Origin of the sequence: Lachnoanaerobaculum sp. MSX33 (genome assembly GCF_000512995.1) — a bacterium.
Classification (GTDB): Bacteria; Bacillota; Clostridia; order Lachnospirales; family Lachnospiraceae; genus Lachnoanaerobaculum.
The window spans coordinates 100,092-114,061 of record NZ_AZXX01000095.1; the positions used below are offsets into that span (position 1 = coordinate 100,092).

The 13,970-nt window shown below is 36.0% G+C and carries 17 protein-coding genes; 1 reads left to right on the top strand and 16 read right to left on the bottom strand.

Annotated features, from left to right (window positions below):
* Positions 1-104: 104 nt before the first annotated feature.
* Positions 105-1,148, top strand: a complete 1,044-nt coding sequence (locus HMPREF1495_RS12450; RefSeq protein ID WP_034215399.1) for a cell wall-binding protein — start codon at positions 105-107, stop codon at positions 1,146-1,148.
* Positions 1,149-1,269: 121 nt separating this feature from the next.
* Here the strand turns inward: HMPREF1495_RS12450 and HMPREF1495_RS12455 are convergent, their stop codons facing one another.
* From HMPREF1495_RS12455 to HMPREF1495_RS12530, 16 genes are all read right to left on the bottom strand, one after another.
* Positions 1,270-1,818: a GNAT family N-acetyltransferase gene (locus tag HMPREF1495_RS12455; protein ID WP_034215402.1), complete on the bottom strand. Its 549-nt coding sequence runs from the start codon at positions 1,816-1,818 to the stop codon at positions 1,270-1,272.
* A gap of 23 nt (positions 1,819-1,841) precedes the next feature.
* On the bottom strand, positions 1,842-2,210 hold the full coding sequence (locus HMPREF1495_RS12460; protein ID WP_034215404.1) for a TIGR02328 family protein: 369 nt from the start codon (positions 2,208-2,210) through the stop codon (positions 1,842-1,844).
* Position 2,211: 1 nt separating this feature from the next.
* Positions 2,212-2,598 carry a YbgA family protein gene (locus tag HMPREF1495_RS12465; protein ID WP_034215406.1) on the bottom strand — a complete coding sequence of 129 codons (387 nt, stop codon included), beginning with the start codon at positions 2,596-2,598 and terminating at the stop codon, positions 2,212-2,214.
* Positions 2,599-2,749: 151 nt separating this feature from the next.
* Positions 2,750-4,198, bottom strand: coding sequence for a DUF92 domain-containing protein (locus HMPREF1495_RS12470; protein ID WP_034215409.1), 1,449 nt, complete (start codon positions 4,196-4,198; stop codon positions 2,750-2,752).
* Positions 4,199-4,210: 12 nt separating this feature from the next.
* Positions 4,211-5,206 (bottom strand): phytoene/squalene synthase family protein, encoded by a 996-nt coding sequence (locus HMPREF1495_RS12475; protein WP_034215410.1) that lies wholly within the window; start codon positions 5,204-5,206, stop codon positions 4,211-4,213.
* Positions 5,203-6,711: a phytoene desaturase family protein gene (locus tag HMPREF1495_RS12480; RefSeq protein ID WP_084544529.1), complete on the bottom strand. Its 1,509-nt coding sequence runs from the start codon at positions 6,709-6,711 to the stop codon at positions 5,203-5,205. The genes HMPREF1495_RS12475 and HMPREF1495_RS12480 overlap by 4 nt, the downstream gene beginning before the upstream one ends.
* Positions 6,712-6,996: 285 nt before the next feature.
* Positions 6,997-7,452, bottom strand: a complete 456-nt coding sequence (locus tag HMPREF1495_RS12485; RefSeq protein ID WP_034215414.1) for a GNAT family N-acetyltransferase — start codon at positions 7,450-7,452, stop codon at positions 6,997-6,999.
* A 48-nt stretch (positions 7,453-7,500) separates the two neighbouring features.
* A complete protein-coding gene (locus HMPREF1495_RS12490) occupies positions 7,501-7,896 on the bottom strand; it encodes a GNAT family N-acetyltransferase (protein ID WP_034215416.1) in 396 nt (131 codons plus the stop codon).
* A 164-nt stretch (positions 7,897-8,060) separates the two neighbouring features.
* Positions 8,061-8,435: a hypothetical protein gene (locus tag HMPREF1495_RS12495; protein ID WP_034215418.1), complete on the bottom strand. Its 375-nt coding sequence runs from the start codon at positions 8,433-8,435 to the stop codon at positions 8,061-8,063.
* 269 nt (positions 8,436-8,704) lie between these two features.
* Complete coding sequence (locus HMPREF1495_RS12500) at positions 8,705-9,268, bottom strand: hemerythrin domain-containing protein (RefSeq protein ID WP_034215421.1); 564 nt, start codon at positions 9,266-9,268, stop codon at positions 8,705-8,707.
* Position 9,269: 1 nt separating this feature from the next.
* A complete protein-coding gene (locus HMPREF1495_RS12505; protein WP_034215424.1) occupies positions 9,270-9,878 on the bottom strand; it encodes a hypothetical protein in 609 nt (202 codons plus the stop codon).
* 26 nt (positions 9,879-9,904) lie between these two features.
* On the bottom strand, positions 9,905-10,249 hold the full coding sequence (locus HMPREF1495_RS12510) for a cupin domain-containing protein (protein WP_007595987.1): 345 nt from the start codon (positions 10,247-10,249) through the stop codon (positions 9,905-9,907).
* A 169-nt stretch (positions 10,250-10,418) separates the two neighbouring features.
* Entirely contained in the window at positions 10,419-11,066 is a 648-nt protein-coding gene (pcp, locus tag HMPREF1495_RS12515) for a pyroglutamyl-peptidase I (protein WP_034215426.1), read from the bottom strand.
* 19 nt (positions 11,067-11,085) lie between these two features.
* On the bottom strand, positions 11,086-12,048 hold the full coding sequence (locus HMPREF1495_RS12520; protein WP_034215429.1) for a DUF979 domain-containing protein: 963 nt from the start codon (positions 12,046-12,048) through the stop codon (positions 11,086-11,088).
* Positions 12,048-12,722 carry a DUF969 domain-containing protein gene (locus HMPREF1495_RS12525; RefSeq protein ID WP_034215431.1) on the bottom strand — a complete coding sequence of 225 codons (675 nt, stop codon included), beginning with the start codon at positions 12,720-12,722 and terminating at the stop codon, positions 12,048-12,050. The genes HMPREF1495_RS12520 and HMPREF1495_RS12525 overlap by 1 nt, the downstream gene beginning before the upstream one ends.
* Before the next feature lie 245 nt (positions 12,723-12,967).
* A complete protein-coding gene (locus HMPREF1495_RS12530; RefSeq protein WP_034215482.1) occupies positions 12,968-13,957 on the bottom strand; it encodes a peptidase in 990 nt (329 codons plus the stop codon).
* Positions 13,958-13,970: the final 13 nt, after the last annotated feature.

The following is a 13,970-nucleotide window of genomic DNA, read 5'->3' on the forward strand; positions in this document are numbered from 1 at the left end:
AACTTAAGCCTAAAGGACTATATTTTCCACTAAAAATACTTTAGAATATAGTCATAACATTAAAAGATTTATTTCGCAGGATAACCTGCAGAATGGAGGAACATATGATAAGAAACCATATTAAAAAAGTGGCTTCAGTTGTTTTAACGGCTTCCATGATTCTTGGAATGGCCGGTGTGGCTTTTGCCAGAAACACAAAGACAGTTGTACAGAATGTAAAGATCAAAATAAATTACGATCTTGCACCGGGTATGAATTCCGGAAACATTGATGTAGACAGTGACAGTACAGGAGTTGACAGTGTAACAGTCTCTTCTATTACAAACACAGACTTCGGTAAGAAGCCGAAAGTTACTATAAAGGTAAAGCCTGATGAGGACTATACATTCAAGGGAACACCTTCAGGTAATGTTACACTTAGTGATGCTACCGGTAAGGGTGCTACAATCTCTAAAGTTTCTACAACAAGCGGAAACATGTCAATCACAGTAACTCTTCCAAAGACAAGTGCAGGCGATAGCGGTGCATTGGAAGTAAACGATATTTCATGGGGTGATAATGACAGTCCTGTAGTTACATGGGAAAGTGCAAATTACGCAAAGCAGTATGAAGTAAAGCTTTATCGTAACAATTCAATCAAGGATAATATCACAACATCAGGAACAAGCTATGACTTCCGCAGCAAAATCCGTGAGTACGGTAAGGGAAGCTATACTGTAAAGATTCGTGCAGCTGCAAGCAACGGTACTAAGGGTAACTGGACGGAGTCAGATGAATTTGATGTAGACGAAGATGTTTTAGCAAGCCTTGGCGGACAGACAAGTTCAAATGGCGGAAACGGTACAGGACCTAACGGTTCAAGTGCAGGTAACACAGGTGCTTGGTTAAAGGACAATGTAGGCTGGTGGTATATCAATGCCGACAGAACATATACAACAAACAACTGGCAGCAGATAGGCGGCAACTGGTACTATTTCGATAACAGAGGTTATATGGTGACCGGTTGGCTTAAGAGCCCATATTCAGGTAAGTGGTATTGGCTCAGCACAGAGGGTGGAAGCAACCTCGGTAAGATGCTTACAAATCAGTGGGTTGATAACAACCGCTACTATGTAGACGGAAGCGGTGTTTGGACACAGAGCAGATAAAAAATTTGAGGATGTCGCATTTGCGACACCCTCTTTTTTTATTCGAATAAAATTGCAAAACAGCAATAGAAATGACTGCCCTAGATCTAAAATTTAATAAATATATTGTCCAAAACAACCTTTAATCCAACTCCAATAACATAGATATAAGTTCTTGCCATCCGGTATAACGAGAACAAAAGCCTCTAGGATTACGACCGGTTTCCGTGAATCCGAATTTTCTATAAAGTGCAATCGCATTTGTATTTTCAGCAACCACCTCAAGTTCCAATTGCTTATAGCCGGCAGTTTTTGCACATTGAATACATGCCTTTGTTAATGCAGTGCCTATGCCTTTTCCATGATATGCTTTTTCAATACTTATCCCGAACTCTGCACGATGCTTTACCTTTTCTTTTAATCCGACAGCTGAAATTCCGGCTAAACCGACAATTCTATCATTAACAACCGAACAAATTTGTATCTCACAAGAGCTGTTTTCTTTATTTTCCAAAAATTCCTCTTTTTCCTCAATGCTAAAGTTTATTTCATCCGGATAAGAAAGAAGGAAGTCTGTTTCTTCACGGATAATTTTAGTATTCTCAAGCACTCCCTTGGCATCGGTAATTGTTGCATTCCTTATAATACAAACCATATTATTTTTAAGTTTTATGTTTTCATAATATTTCAATTCTTGCCATCCTCTCTAAGAAACTATACTTTTAAATGTATACCTTTCTTTTCTAAGTTTTCTATACATTCAGACAGATATTCACTATTATGCTCTTTGTAAATCGGGCTGTCTATAATTTCCTCTTCAAGATTATTGTACTTTTCTGCTGTTTTTCCTCTATAATTTTTATCCTTCCATTCCACAGAAACATTATATCCTCTTTTCTCCATCTCCTCCATAACCAATGAATGATATATGAATAAATGATATGGGGAATATGAAAACACATAGTCCACAGTTTTATGTTTCTTTTTCCATCCGTTGCCCCTTAGAGCACAACATTCCCTATGTTGTCCAAGCAGCTGATTTTTGGGTAATAAGCGGATAAGTTCTTCATGCCATAGTCTCATATTATTCTCCTGTTAATAAAGTTGATTTCTCTAAATATTCATTGGGGTATTTCTTCAGTAAAGTGTTAAGGTATTCAATTACAGTTTCCCTGTTATTTTCCCCTTCCATATATTCATTTAATATATCAAATAATTCTTCTTTTTCCATTATGCTTGCTTCTTTTTTGAAATATCCCCATATATGAAGAACGGCATTACTAAAATCTTTTTTACTCTCCTTCATATCTCTTGCTTCCTGTATTTTTTTGTTTACCCATAAAACATCCGGTTCTTTTTCCCTCAAATATGCCCTTATCTCCAGATATGCTTTATGAGATTTGCTTAGCACATAATATTTATTTTTTGCCCATAACTCTTCACATTCTTTTCTTATATCTTTATATCTCATATACACGCCTCTTTTAAAATATTCATATATACACTTTAGTATTTTATCTATAAATCCGATATTGTTTTCTTTTCATTCATAAAAAGATTACCCGTATCTACAGATAGTCTTTTTAAGCCTAATATCTATCAAACTTTTATCACTAAATCATTTAAGTAATTTTCCAAATCAGGTTTATTGCATAGCCTAATAAAACGACAATACATAAACTGATTAGATTTACTATATTATTAGACATCCATGAAAAACCCTTAATCGGCTTTTGATTATCATAGAATTTTTTATCACTAATAATGCCTTCTTTAGTCAAATATTTTCGTTGAAACAAAGCTCCTAAAATGCTGTCAATCAAAGTCCCTAAGAATGCTGTCAAAGTCACAAATGCAACCCCCTGATATCCGAACTGTGGAAAAGCAAGCCAAGCCGATAAAAATCCTCCTGCAAATCCTGCAAAAAATCCTACCCGGCTGACTCCGCCTGAAACACCTCGCTGAATACTTTTTCCGGTGATGATGCTAAAAACCTTTCCCTTACCGAGCACACCGATTTCTGAAGAAAAAGTATCTGCATTTGCTGCTGCAAAAACCACAAAACTCAGTAGAGAAAACACTATATTCTCCGGTGAAAAATATTTACAAAATACCAGTATACAAGCGGGCAAAGAATTGCATACAACCTGCTTCCATGTTCTGGCACCTCCGGATTCTTGAAATCGATCAGCTTCCAACTTTCGGTTATTCTTAATTTTGCTTACAATGCTTCCAAGAAAGTAAAAAGTATAAAGGCTCATAGCAATCCACACACCACCCAACAGATAAAGTGTTATTGCCGTCAAAATTGCAGCTATAACCCCATCGGGAGTCAACAATCTAAACTTAAGACTTAACAAAAGAACACCGGCAGAAAATATAAAGTAGACAAAAAAGAAGATATCTCCATAATAAAACGCCAAGGTCGCAAAAAGTGCCGAACCAAGAGGCAGAGTCAAATTATCTGAGCCTTTAGTTCCCGCAGCTTCAATAAATGCAGATAATAACCCGTTGCAAAGACCGATTATGTAAACCGTTCCAATTCCTATCCGCACAATATTCTTGGAATCTCCAATAGTTAAAATAGTTATAATTGTAACTGCAGTTGCCACGATAAAAACCGTCACACTTCCTGCCAAGGTTTTCGGTGCAAAAGAATATTGTCTTCTTCCCCCGAATTTTTTGCCGACTAATGCAGCCAAGCCATCACCATAAGCCATAATCAAGATTCCAATTATCGGAAAGATATTCCAACCTGTAGCAAAATGAACTGCCACCGCAACACAAAGGCTGATTGAATAGTATACCGTTCCCCAACTGTCATCCTGCCTTTCCATAGAGGAAATCAATTTATACTTTCGGCTCAATATATTAATAATGATAAACACCGCCGGAACGAATATTGCCGCTTTGACATCGGTAAAAAAAACAGAAATAAAAATCCAATTTCCTACCATAATATGAATGAATTTACGGCTTAGTTCACCTTGATTCTTCCTAAAAATAATTGTAGAAAAACCGATTACTAAAAAAATATATAAAAAAGAGAGTCCTATTAATAATATATCCATAGATTTCATATCCTAACTATCCGTTAATCTTTCATTTTTTGCATTTGCTTCATTATAGTTGAAATTCTCACTTTTAAATTTCTCAATATGGGCAGATACTGTTTTTAGTAAATCTCTCTTCCTATTGGAGTTCGTGTAACATCTTTTTGTAAAACAATTATAATTGTTTTTTCTCACCTCTTCTAAGATATCCTGATAATATACAGCCGCAGCTGTCACCGGAAAAACAGCATCTGAACTGAACATATACAAATGCTTATAAAATTCATCATAGTAATGCTTGGACAGCAGAGCCGTCTCTTCCCAAAGACTAACTATATTATCTTCTACCCTAAAATTTGATTTGAAAAACAAATGCCTTATTGATAAAGTACTCGGTAAAGCAGATAAATTTTCTAAATCTTTCCTTGTAACACTATATTTTTTCATAAAGGTTTGTGGGATATAGACTCTGTTTTGCTCCCTCAAATCTTCTCCAATATCTCTGAGAATATTGGTAATCTGCATGGCAATACCCAAAGATTCACAAATCGATTCATATTTTCCGTCAGCTTTATCGCCTCGAAGCATCGGTGCCAACATCAAGCCTACCGTACCTGCAACCTTTTTACAATACAGAATTAAATCTTCTTTATCCTCAATGATTTTAAAATTAATATCACTTCGCTGTCCGTCAATTTGCTCAAGCAATGCTTCAAGTGGAATTTTACGAATTCTAACGGCATTCTCAAATGCAAGCCACCAAGCATATTTTTTATAATGTTCTTCCTGTCTTCTCCCCTCATACAAGGACTTCACTTCTTCTTCCAAAGCATTTAAGAGTTGAAGCTTCATCACCTTACTATGAGATTTTGTATCCGCTAAATCATCGGCATATCGACAAAAAGCATATACCGCCGCCATATCCAAAAACTTTGCTCTCTCAATTTTACCAAAAGCCTCATAGAAACTTGAAGCACATTTTCTCATAATTGATTCCGCTACCTGATATGATGATTCTATATTCATGAGAAATCCGCTCCTTCCACATCAAGACGGAGTTCCTGTGCACATATTTTTCCACTCTGCATGACAATCGGTACACCTGCTCCCGGGTGAGTACTGCTGCCTGTAAAATACAAACCTTCGCAGGAAAGACATTTTGCCTGAGGTCTCAAATGATTGCTTTGCATCAAAGTAGGTTGCAATCCGAAAGTCGCACCTCGGTAGGCATTGAACGAAGTCATAAAATCTCGTGGTGTAAAATATCTCTCCGAGGAAATTTTATCTCTCAAATTTTTTAGTGCAGGTAACTTCTCCAAAGTTGAAATTGCCTGCTCTCTATAATAATTTACAGTTTCATCATCCCATTCATACTGTGATGCCACAACATCCGATACCGGAATAAGCAGGTAAAAAGAAGACTTGCCTTCAGGTGCCATCGAAGAATCCACATTTGAAGGAATGTGAAGATATACCGATGGCTCTTTAATCTTACTTCCATCAAAGATACTTTCCAAATTTGAATCCAAATCATTTGCGATTACAAAGGTATGTGCAGCAAGTTCAGGATAAACTCCTTCAACTCCCCAATAAAACACAAGGCAGGAGCAGGAATAATCCATAGCATCTATCTTAGCCGAATTATACTTACCCCTACAGGCATCATCACGAATCAGATGTTTCATCGCATAGGGGAAATCGGTATTACAAATCACATAATCAGACAGAATTTCTTTTCCTGAAACTGAAATCCCTTTCACCTTTTTATCTTTAGTAATAATTTCTTCTACAGGCATATCGTAATGAATCACTCCTCCAAGTTCTTCAAACAGTTTTGCCATTTGACTTGCCATCGTAAACATTCCACCCTTGATAAACCAAACTCCGTAAAGTAACTCAATCATCGGAATAATATTATATAAAGAAGGTCCTTTCTTTGGAGAAACTCCTATATAGAGTGTTTGGAAACTAAGCATCTGTTGAAGATCTTTATCAGGTATGAACTTTGACATCATTTGGTCGGCACTGTCAAAAGTTTTCAATTTCAGGGCATTCCAAAGAACCTTTGGATTATAAAAATCACTCCTGTGTCTAAAAGGTCTTGTGATAAAATGCTCCAAGGCAATCTGATAACGCTTGTAAATCGAACTGAGATAATCATAGAATCCGCTCGAATTGACAAAGCCCTTATTTTCAAAAATATTATGCAGTTCTTCCAAATCGTTGGAAAGTGAATAGAATCTTAGAGGCGATGAATTAAAATAGACATGATACATCGGATTCAATTTGGACATAGGAATATAGTCGTCCGGATTTCGTCCTGCGATTTCAAAAATCTCTCGATAGATTGATGGCATCATAACCAATGTCGGTCCCACATCAAAAGAATGACCTTCGAATTCCAATCTATGCATCTTTCCACCTGGAACAGTATTTTTCTCATAAATCTCCACCTGATACCCAACATTTTGAAGACGAATTGCTGCCGAAAGTCCGCCTATTCCGGCTCCTATAACCAATACTCTTTTCATGATCCTCCTCCAATAGCGGTTTTATCCGCCTCAAAAAATCACTACGAGAATCATCGGCTCGTGTCTCCCATATGGGACAATGAATCGCAGTAGTAAAATAGTAATAATTTTTATATATGAAATATCTAATTCGGCTATTATAGTAAAATAGTTTTCAAATGTCAATAAATGTACTTAACGGTTTCAATCTAAATTCTTCTCCTAAATGCTTCTTTCCATTTTCCGAAATAAAAAAGAAGTATCGGCGATTTGCTTCTACTTCCTTTTCGTACAATAAACTCGGATTTATCTATATTTTCTCATAATAAATCTCAGTTTTGGAGTTTCAATTACTTCATCAACCACAAATCCAAGCTTATCATAAATCTGCTTTGCATTTTTATTAAAATCAAAAACAGTTAAAGAAATGCTTCTAATATTTTTATCTTTGAAAATAAAATCTATAAATTCTTTCAATGCCTCTGTTCCAAAACCCAATCCTGTTTTTTTAGGATTTAATACAAATCTACCTATATGAATATTATCTTCTTCGATTCGCACCTCTTGTATCATTCCGATGAACTCTTCTTCATTGAAGATAGAAAATTTGTTTTCCAATTTTTCAATTTTCTCATAGTTCAACGGATATGAAACTTGTGTACCCATCCATTGCTCCTGAAACACAGAACCCAGTTCATTGGACCAACTACATAAAAGTTCAATATTATTTTTATCGATTCCTTTCTCAATTCTAATTCCCATCTTCAATTCCCTCAAATTCTTCATTTAACCTGACTATACTTGTTACTGTTACGATTTTCTTTTAATTATAAATGCATTATCTGCTTTTTCAAAATCTATTTTAGGATAATAATTCATAGCGGGATTTGCTGAAAGTAGTATTAGCGATACTTTTTCTCCTATATGCTCTCTCACCTTTTCTATAAGTTTTTTTCCAACACCTTGTTTTTGATACTCTTTTTTTACTGCTAAATCTGAAAGATAACAGCAGTAGCTAAAGTCTGTAACACATCTTGCAAGCCCTATAAGTTCCCCATTATTGTAAGCAAAGTAGATAAGATTTGCATTTTCAAACATAGACCTTATACGCTCTTTTTCTTTTGTAGGTCTTATTATACCCGAGCTTTCAAATACTTCAATTATTTTTTCTATATCAAAGTTTCTTGCAATCTCATAAGTTATCATATTTTCCCCTTCTTTAAAACACAGTCATAATTTTATTCTTGGCTTATATTCTAACAACTCTAAACTACATTATTTTAAAAATTCTTCAAAAGTCCAAGAGGATCATTTTTTTCCTTTACTCAAATTTCTATTTGACAAAATATAGATTATCCTCATTTTACATACTACATCTGAAATGCCGTTATCCAAAAGCATATCCCGGCTATAAGCGAAATCGGAGTCATAACATATTTTTCTTTCCTACTTTTTGAAATCATATTCATAATAGTATTAAGAGATAGGTAGGCGGCAAAAAAGAAACAAATATATTTAGTAACCTTAAAAGGAAACCACAAGGAAATAAAACCTCCGGCTTGCAAAATAACTATCATTGCAAAAATTTGGATAGCCACTGAAATAACTGCCGCAACTCTAAGTTTCTTTGGTAATATTTTATATTGTCCACCCATTGTAAACTCACCCAAAGGCAAACCGCAGGCAACAAGAACTGTCATAATTGCTATAACTCCAAACAATACCGCACCCAATATTGAAAACATAAATCAATACTCTCCCTTCGCAAAATATATCTACTAAACTCATCCGGTTGATTTTCAGTTGTAATTACCTCATAAAAGCATTTAACAATCTTTAAAAAATCTTTGATTATAATCATACTATATACTCTAAATAAAGCATACTCAAATTTTTAGATTAAAGTATGAGCAATACAAAATATATCTTACCTAAAAAAAGAATTAAGAAAAACATCTTTTACAAAAATCTTGATTAAATGTTCTTCTTAATTCTATAAAATAAATCTATATTTTTATCTTGCAGGATATTTTGCTCTGAAGCTTTCAAACCACTCAAGGTATTTAGCCACATTTGCTTTATTCTCAGGATCATTGTCAAATTCTTTAGTCTCTACATCGACTCTCTCTTTGTCCTCAGCCGATAAAGCTCTCTCGGCAAATGTATATACTACTTCATCCTCTTTTCCTATGTGTCTGTTAAGAAGTGTAGCATATCCGGCAGCATTTGTGATTATATCGAGCTTATTTAACGTGGACGGATCTTTTTCATATCTGTCGGCAGCTTCTAAAAGCTCGTTCATATGAAGTCTTCCAAGGTCATGCTCTACAAGCATACCGTTTCTGATAAGTTTATCTGCTACAGGACCCAGCTTTTCAAGCATTATTTTGAAAAGGATCTTCTCTTCCTTTCCGTGATGAAGGTGGTCCGCATATGTCTTACCGAAAGCCACGCATTCTCTTACAAGTTTTGCATCTACTTCACTTCCCTCTATGATTGAGCAGCACATAGACTTCATGCTCTTGCAAAACTCTATTATATTCTTGTGTTCATCTACTAAAATTTCTATTCCGTACATATTACTCCCTTACCAACTTATATGAGCCATTTCCCAAAGCATAATATGTCAGACCGCTACCGTCAAACACACCTTCAATCATGGCATTTCTTATTTCATAAAACAGTGCTACATTTGCACCTACTTCATCCCAGTACTGCTTGTGAATATCTACAGTTTCCTGCCACATAAGCTCATCACTGTCCTCATTCACAATCATATTTACACCGTCGCATGGCATTCCGCTTACAAATGTATTCTCATAATACTCAAAACCGTCAACAGGTGAAGCTCCGCTTTCAATAGCATTCTCTTTGCCGAAAGCTCTTGCGCGCTCACAGATAATGCCGATTGCATCAGCATTTCCCTCTGTAAGATTCTTTGCAACATATGCAAGTCTTCTCTCTACTATGGCTATCTTATCCTGTAACCAACCATGTATATTTGTAGGATCTATTATATTTCCAAGATCGCCCTCAGGAAGTGAACCGAACTTCTCATCTATATCGGCAAGAGCCGCTACATTCAAGCCCTTATCCTTTGCTGTTGCTATTAAAGCATTTGTTAAATCGTTTTGTATTTTTATCTTTCTAAAAAGCCAATGATGTATTGGACCCAGTATTGCACTCATATTTTTATTCCTTTACTTAATTTATTTTATCTTTCTAACGGGAAAACTACTGTAAGCTGCATTTTAAAGCTTTCAATTGCGTGAACCGAATGCGGCTTTCTTGCCGGCATCACCACGCTCTCTCCTGCATTTAATATATATTCTTTTCCGTCTACAATAAACTTCCCTGTTCCCTCGAGAACTGTAACCAAAGCATCTCCGTCAGACTCATGAGTTGAAATTTCCTCACCCTTTGTAAATGCGAAAACTGTAATGCTGACATACTTGTTCTGTGCCAAGGTCTTTGAAACCACCTGTCCGTCTGTTGCCTGAACCAAATCGGCCAACTTTAAAACTTCTTCATGATTTATATTCTTTAAAAACTTATCCATATTCTTCTCCTTTATGGTAAAAAGCTTTAACCTTCATTACTCTTTCAGTATAGTATTTTTTTATATATTTTTCTGTAACAATTGTTAATTTTGTAAATTTATTTTACACAATTTTTTTGGATTAAAAAAACCTGCTTCGTTTTCTCGAAACAGGCTTTTATTAAACTTATTAAAACTCTTTACCGCCGTTTACATTTATATCCGCATCAAAATTTTTATCAATCGCGGCTATTGCGGCTTCAAGTCCTCTCTTTATATCCTCAAGTGCCATATAAGGAGCCACAGGTGTTCTTCTTGCCACCTGTTCAGGTATAAAAGGAACATGTGTAAATCCACCTTTTATATGAGGATATTTATTTGCCAATGTATAGAGTACACCATACATCAAATGATTACATACAAAGGTTCCTGCCGTATTAGATACTGCAGCCGGAAGATTTGCCTCTCTGATTGCTTCTACCATGGCCTTTATAGGAAGTGTGGTAAAGTAAGCATTCTCTCCGTCTTCAAAAATCTTTGTATCTATAGGCTGATTGCCCTCATTGTCCTTTATTCTGGCATCATCCACATTAATAGCAACTCTCTCAGGTGTTATCTCAAATCTTCCACCTGCCTGTCCTATACAAAGAACTACATCAGGTTTTTCTTCCTCAATAGCCTTTGCTACTTTATCTATTGACTTTCTGAATACGGTAGGTACTTCCAGCTTTACGATATCAAATCTTCCGATTTTATCAGCTACAAGCTTCACTGCCTCAAGCGCAGGATTTATAGCATCACCACCGAACGGATCAAAAGCCGTCAATAATAATTTCATATTTTATCCTTTCAAATGCTTATCTAAAAGCACATATATACATCAATACGATGTGAGTAACTAACATAACAATTGCAAAAGGCAATTGCATTTTTATTATTCCATACTTGTTCTTAGTCTCAAGAAGCGCAGCCGGCATAATATTGAAGTTTGCAGCCATAGGTGTCATCAAAGTACCGCAATATCCTGCTGTGAGTCCCATAGCACCTACTACTAAAGGATTTGCACCCTGGTTGATAAGGAATGGAATGCCGATACCCACTGTAATAACAGAGAATGCCGCAAAACCGTTTCCCATAATTGCTGTGAAAAGTGCCATTGCAAGACAATATACAATAACAGCAATGATTCTGTTGTTATCAGGAATAATTGTCTCAATACCCTTTGCTATAACCTCACCGACTCCTGCTGCTGTAAATACTGCACCGAGAGCCGCCAAAACCTGTGGCAAAAGTCCTACAGGACCTACATTGTCCATAAGTCTTGTACCGTCTTTTACAGCATACTCTTTCTTGGCACCTGTTACAAAGAATACAACTATCAAAGCTATAAGAGCAGACAAACCTACGGCATTATTTGCACCGAGCTTCTTCCATACCGTTGCTATAATCCAAGCACTGAGTGCAAGTACTAAAGGAGCGATAAATATCTTATTTCCGAGTCTGTCGGCATTTGCTCTTGTCTCTGCAGCTGTAGGTACATCACTTGCGCTCTGTCCTACCTTGCCTATAGCTGTAAGTAGTGCCATAAGAATTACACAAATTCCTGTCACAAACTTAGGCGCATACGGTCCTGCTATAAATGTAAAAGCCACAATAAACCAAAAGAATGCGGTAGTGTTTCTGTTGGCAAACTGCTTATCTTTAAGTGCCTTAATTCCTACCAATATAAAAACAATACCTATACATATAAAGAAAATCTCCGCAACAACCTTTGAAAGTCCCCAGGTTCCGATTTCAGAAAGTTTTAAAACGCTGTCCATTATTTACCTCCCATTGATTTTGCGAGCTTTTTATCATAAAGCAAGAAATAAACCGTTCCTATTACTACAGCTGCTATAGCAATCGGAATAGACCACATAGCTACTCCAAGCACGTCAACATCAATTCCCTGCTCTGTAAGTGTAGATACGATAAGAAGTGTTCCCGATGCACCGAGGAAACAGTTCTGACCGAAGAAGTTTCCAAAGTTCTCAACTCCTGCACAAAGTCCCTTAATATCATCCTCGGTAGCCTCACCAAGATCTCCATGCTTTGCTACCGCCGCTCCTCTTGCCATAGGATGGATAAGAGGTCTGATAAACTGAATATGACCACCTATACGCAAAGAAGTTGCCGCCGCAAATACACGAATTGCAAGATACAATGTCAAAATTCTTCCCGTGGTTGCATTTGCAATCTTTTTAATAAGATCTACAGCCTTGTCTTTAAGACCGTATCTCTCGCAAATACCTATTGCAGGTAGTGCAAGTACAAAAAGGGTTGATATTCTTTGAGAAATAAATGCATTTCCCAGTACTGTAAGGATCTCCATAGGTGTCATCCCCGACACGAGACCTGTGATAATACCTGCAACTACAACCGTAGCCAGTGTATCAAGCTTTAAAGCAAGACCGACAATCACGACCAGTACACCAATTAATTTAATAATCTCCATAAGCTTCTCACTTTCTAAAAGTTATTTCGCCTCATTTAAAACTGTATAAATTTATGGACAAATATACAGTTCTTTACGATTATCATAGAGTATTTAATATCAAATTGCAATGTTTAATTACAAAATTCTTATAAATATATTTATTATTCATTTAATATGATATCACTATTTTTTAAAGCAATAGAATATATACTATATATATATTTGTTTCAAATATTATTGGCGGAATATTATAAATAATCCGATTATTTTATAATATCACCTTCTTGCATAACCATAATATCATCCACAAAGATATCAGGCTTATGTGTTACAATATCAAAATGCCCTTTTGCTTCATGATTGCCTCCGAGGGCTATATTTCTTCCGAATCCTATATGAAATGTTTTATAGGTTGACTCATCTTCAATATAACAGATGCCTTCACATTTTGACTTCGTGTTTAATCCTATTCCAAGTTCTGCGGCACAGTATATTTCTTTATCTCCGAAGCTTTCCATATATTTTTTAAGTCTTGTCGCATCCTCTTTTCCGTTTATCTCAACCAAATAACCGTTTTCAAATACCAATTCTATAGGATTTTTTATAGCTCCAAGATATCCAAGCGAACCGTCTGCAATTACAACTCCGTTTGTCATTATCTCTACAATGGGCACATATACTTCAAAGCTTGAAGAAGCCACTCTTCCTCTTCTTGTACAGCTTCCCGCAAATATGCCTGCCTTTCTTCCGGTAATACTAAAAGCAACATTTGTGCCTTTCTTTGTTTTGACTACCACTCTGTCAGCTTTTGTAATTTTTTCAGCTAAGGGTTGTCCCATTCTTTTGGCCACCTTTGGGCTCATTCTGATAAACTCTCTCTCAAATATAGAGCTGCTGTCATTTGTATGCATCGGAAAAGAAAGGAATCTTGAACCTTTTTTCAAGGCGTATTCTACCGCTTCAGTAGTAATAAATGAATAATGTGTGGCGCCTATTATCACATCTGAATAATACATTGTGCCCTTCATTTTTTCTATTACTTCACCCGACTGTACACCGTCTGAGGAAAGTATGGTTATCTTCGGAATAACACCGCACTCAAAGGCCGCCAGCTCAAAAATTTCTGCTTCTTTAATATGATTTTCATCGGTTATAAAATGTAATACCTCATTTTCCTTTGCCTCTATCCAGTTTTGTATAATACATCTTGCACCTGCAAGAGCTTTTTCATTATCTTTAATACTGACAGCCACCAAAATACCCCCT

Coding starts and splice junctions, on each gene's coding strand:
- HMPREF1495_RS12505 (WP_034215424.1), bottom strand. CDS start 9,878: ATGAGTGCAATACTGGGTCCAATACATCATTGGCTTTTTAGAAAGATA.
- HMPREF1495_RS12475 (WP_034215410.1), bottom strand. CDS start 5,206: ATGAATATAGAATCATCATATCAGGTAGCGGAATCAATTATGAGAAAA.
- HMPREF1495_RS12520 (WP_034215429.1), bottom strand. CDS start 12,048: ATGGACAGCGTTTTAAAACTTTCTGAAATCGGAACCTGGGGACTTTCA.
- HMPREF1495_RS12495 (WP_034215418.1), bottom strand. CDS start 8,435: ATGTTTTCAATATTGGGTGCGGTATTGTTTGGAGTTATAGCAATTATG.
- HMPREF1495_RS12485 (WP_034215414.1), bottom strand. CDS start 7,452: ATGGGAATTAGAATTGAGAAAGGAATCGATAAAAATAATATTGAACTT.
- HMPREF1495_RS12470 (WP_034215409.1), bottom strand. CDS start 4,198: ATGGATATATTATTAATAGGACTCTCTTTTTTATATATTTTTTTAGTA.
- HMPREF1495_RS12525 (WP_034215431.1), bottom strand. CDS start 12,722: ATGGAGATTATTAAATTAATTGGTGTACTGGTCGTGATTGTCGGTCTT.
- HMPREF1495_RS12450 (WP_034215399.1), top strand. CDS start 105: ATGATAAGAAACCATATTAAAAAAGTGGCTTCAGTTGTTTTAACGGCT.
- HMPREF1495_RS12500 (WP_034215421.1), bottom strand. CDS start 9,268: ATGTACGGAATAGAAATTTTAGTAGATGAACACAAGAATATAATAGAG.
- pcp (WP_034215426.1), bottom strand. CDS start 11,066: ATGAAATTATTATTGACGGCTTTTGATCCGTTCGGTGGTGATGCTATA.
- HMPREF1495_RS12480 (WP_084544529.1), bottom strand. CDS start 6,711: ATGAAAAGAGTATTGGTTATAGGAGCCGGAATAGGCGGACTTTCGGCA.
- HMPREF1495_RS12510 (WP_007595987.1), bottom strand. CDS start 10,249: ATGGATAAGTTTTTAAAGAATATAAATCATGAAGAAGTTTTAAAGTTG.
- HMPREF1495_RS12460 (WP_034215404.1), bottom strand. CDS start 2,210: ATGAGACTATGGCATGAAGAACTTATCCGCTTATTACCCAAAAATCAG.
- HMPREF1495_RS12490 (WP_034215416.1), bottom strand. CDS start 7,896: ATGATAACTTATGAGATTGCAAGAAACTTTGATATAGAAAAAATAATT.
- HMPREF1495_RS12465 (WP_034215406.1), bottom strand. CDS start 2,598: ATGAGATATAAAGATATAAGAAAAGAATGTGAAGAGTTATGGGCAAAA.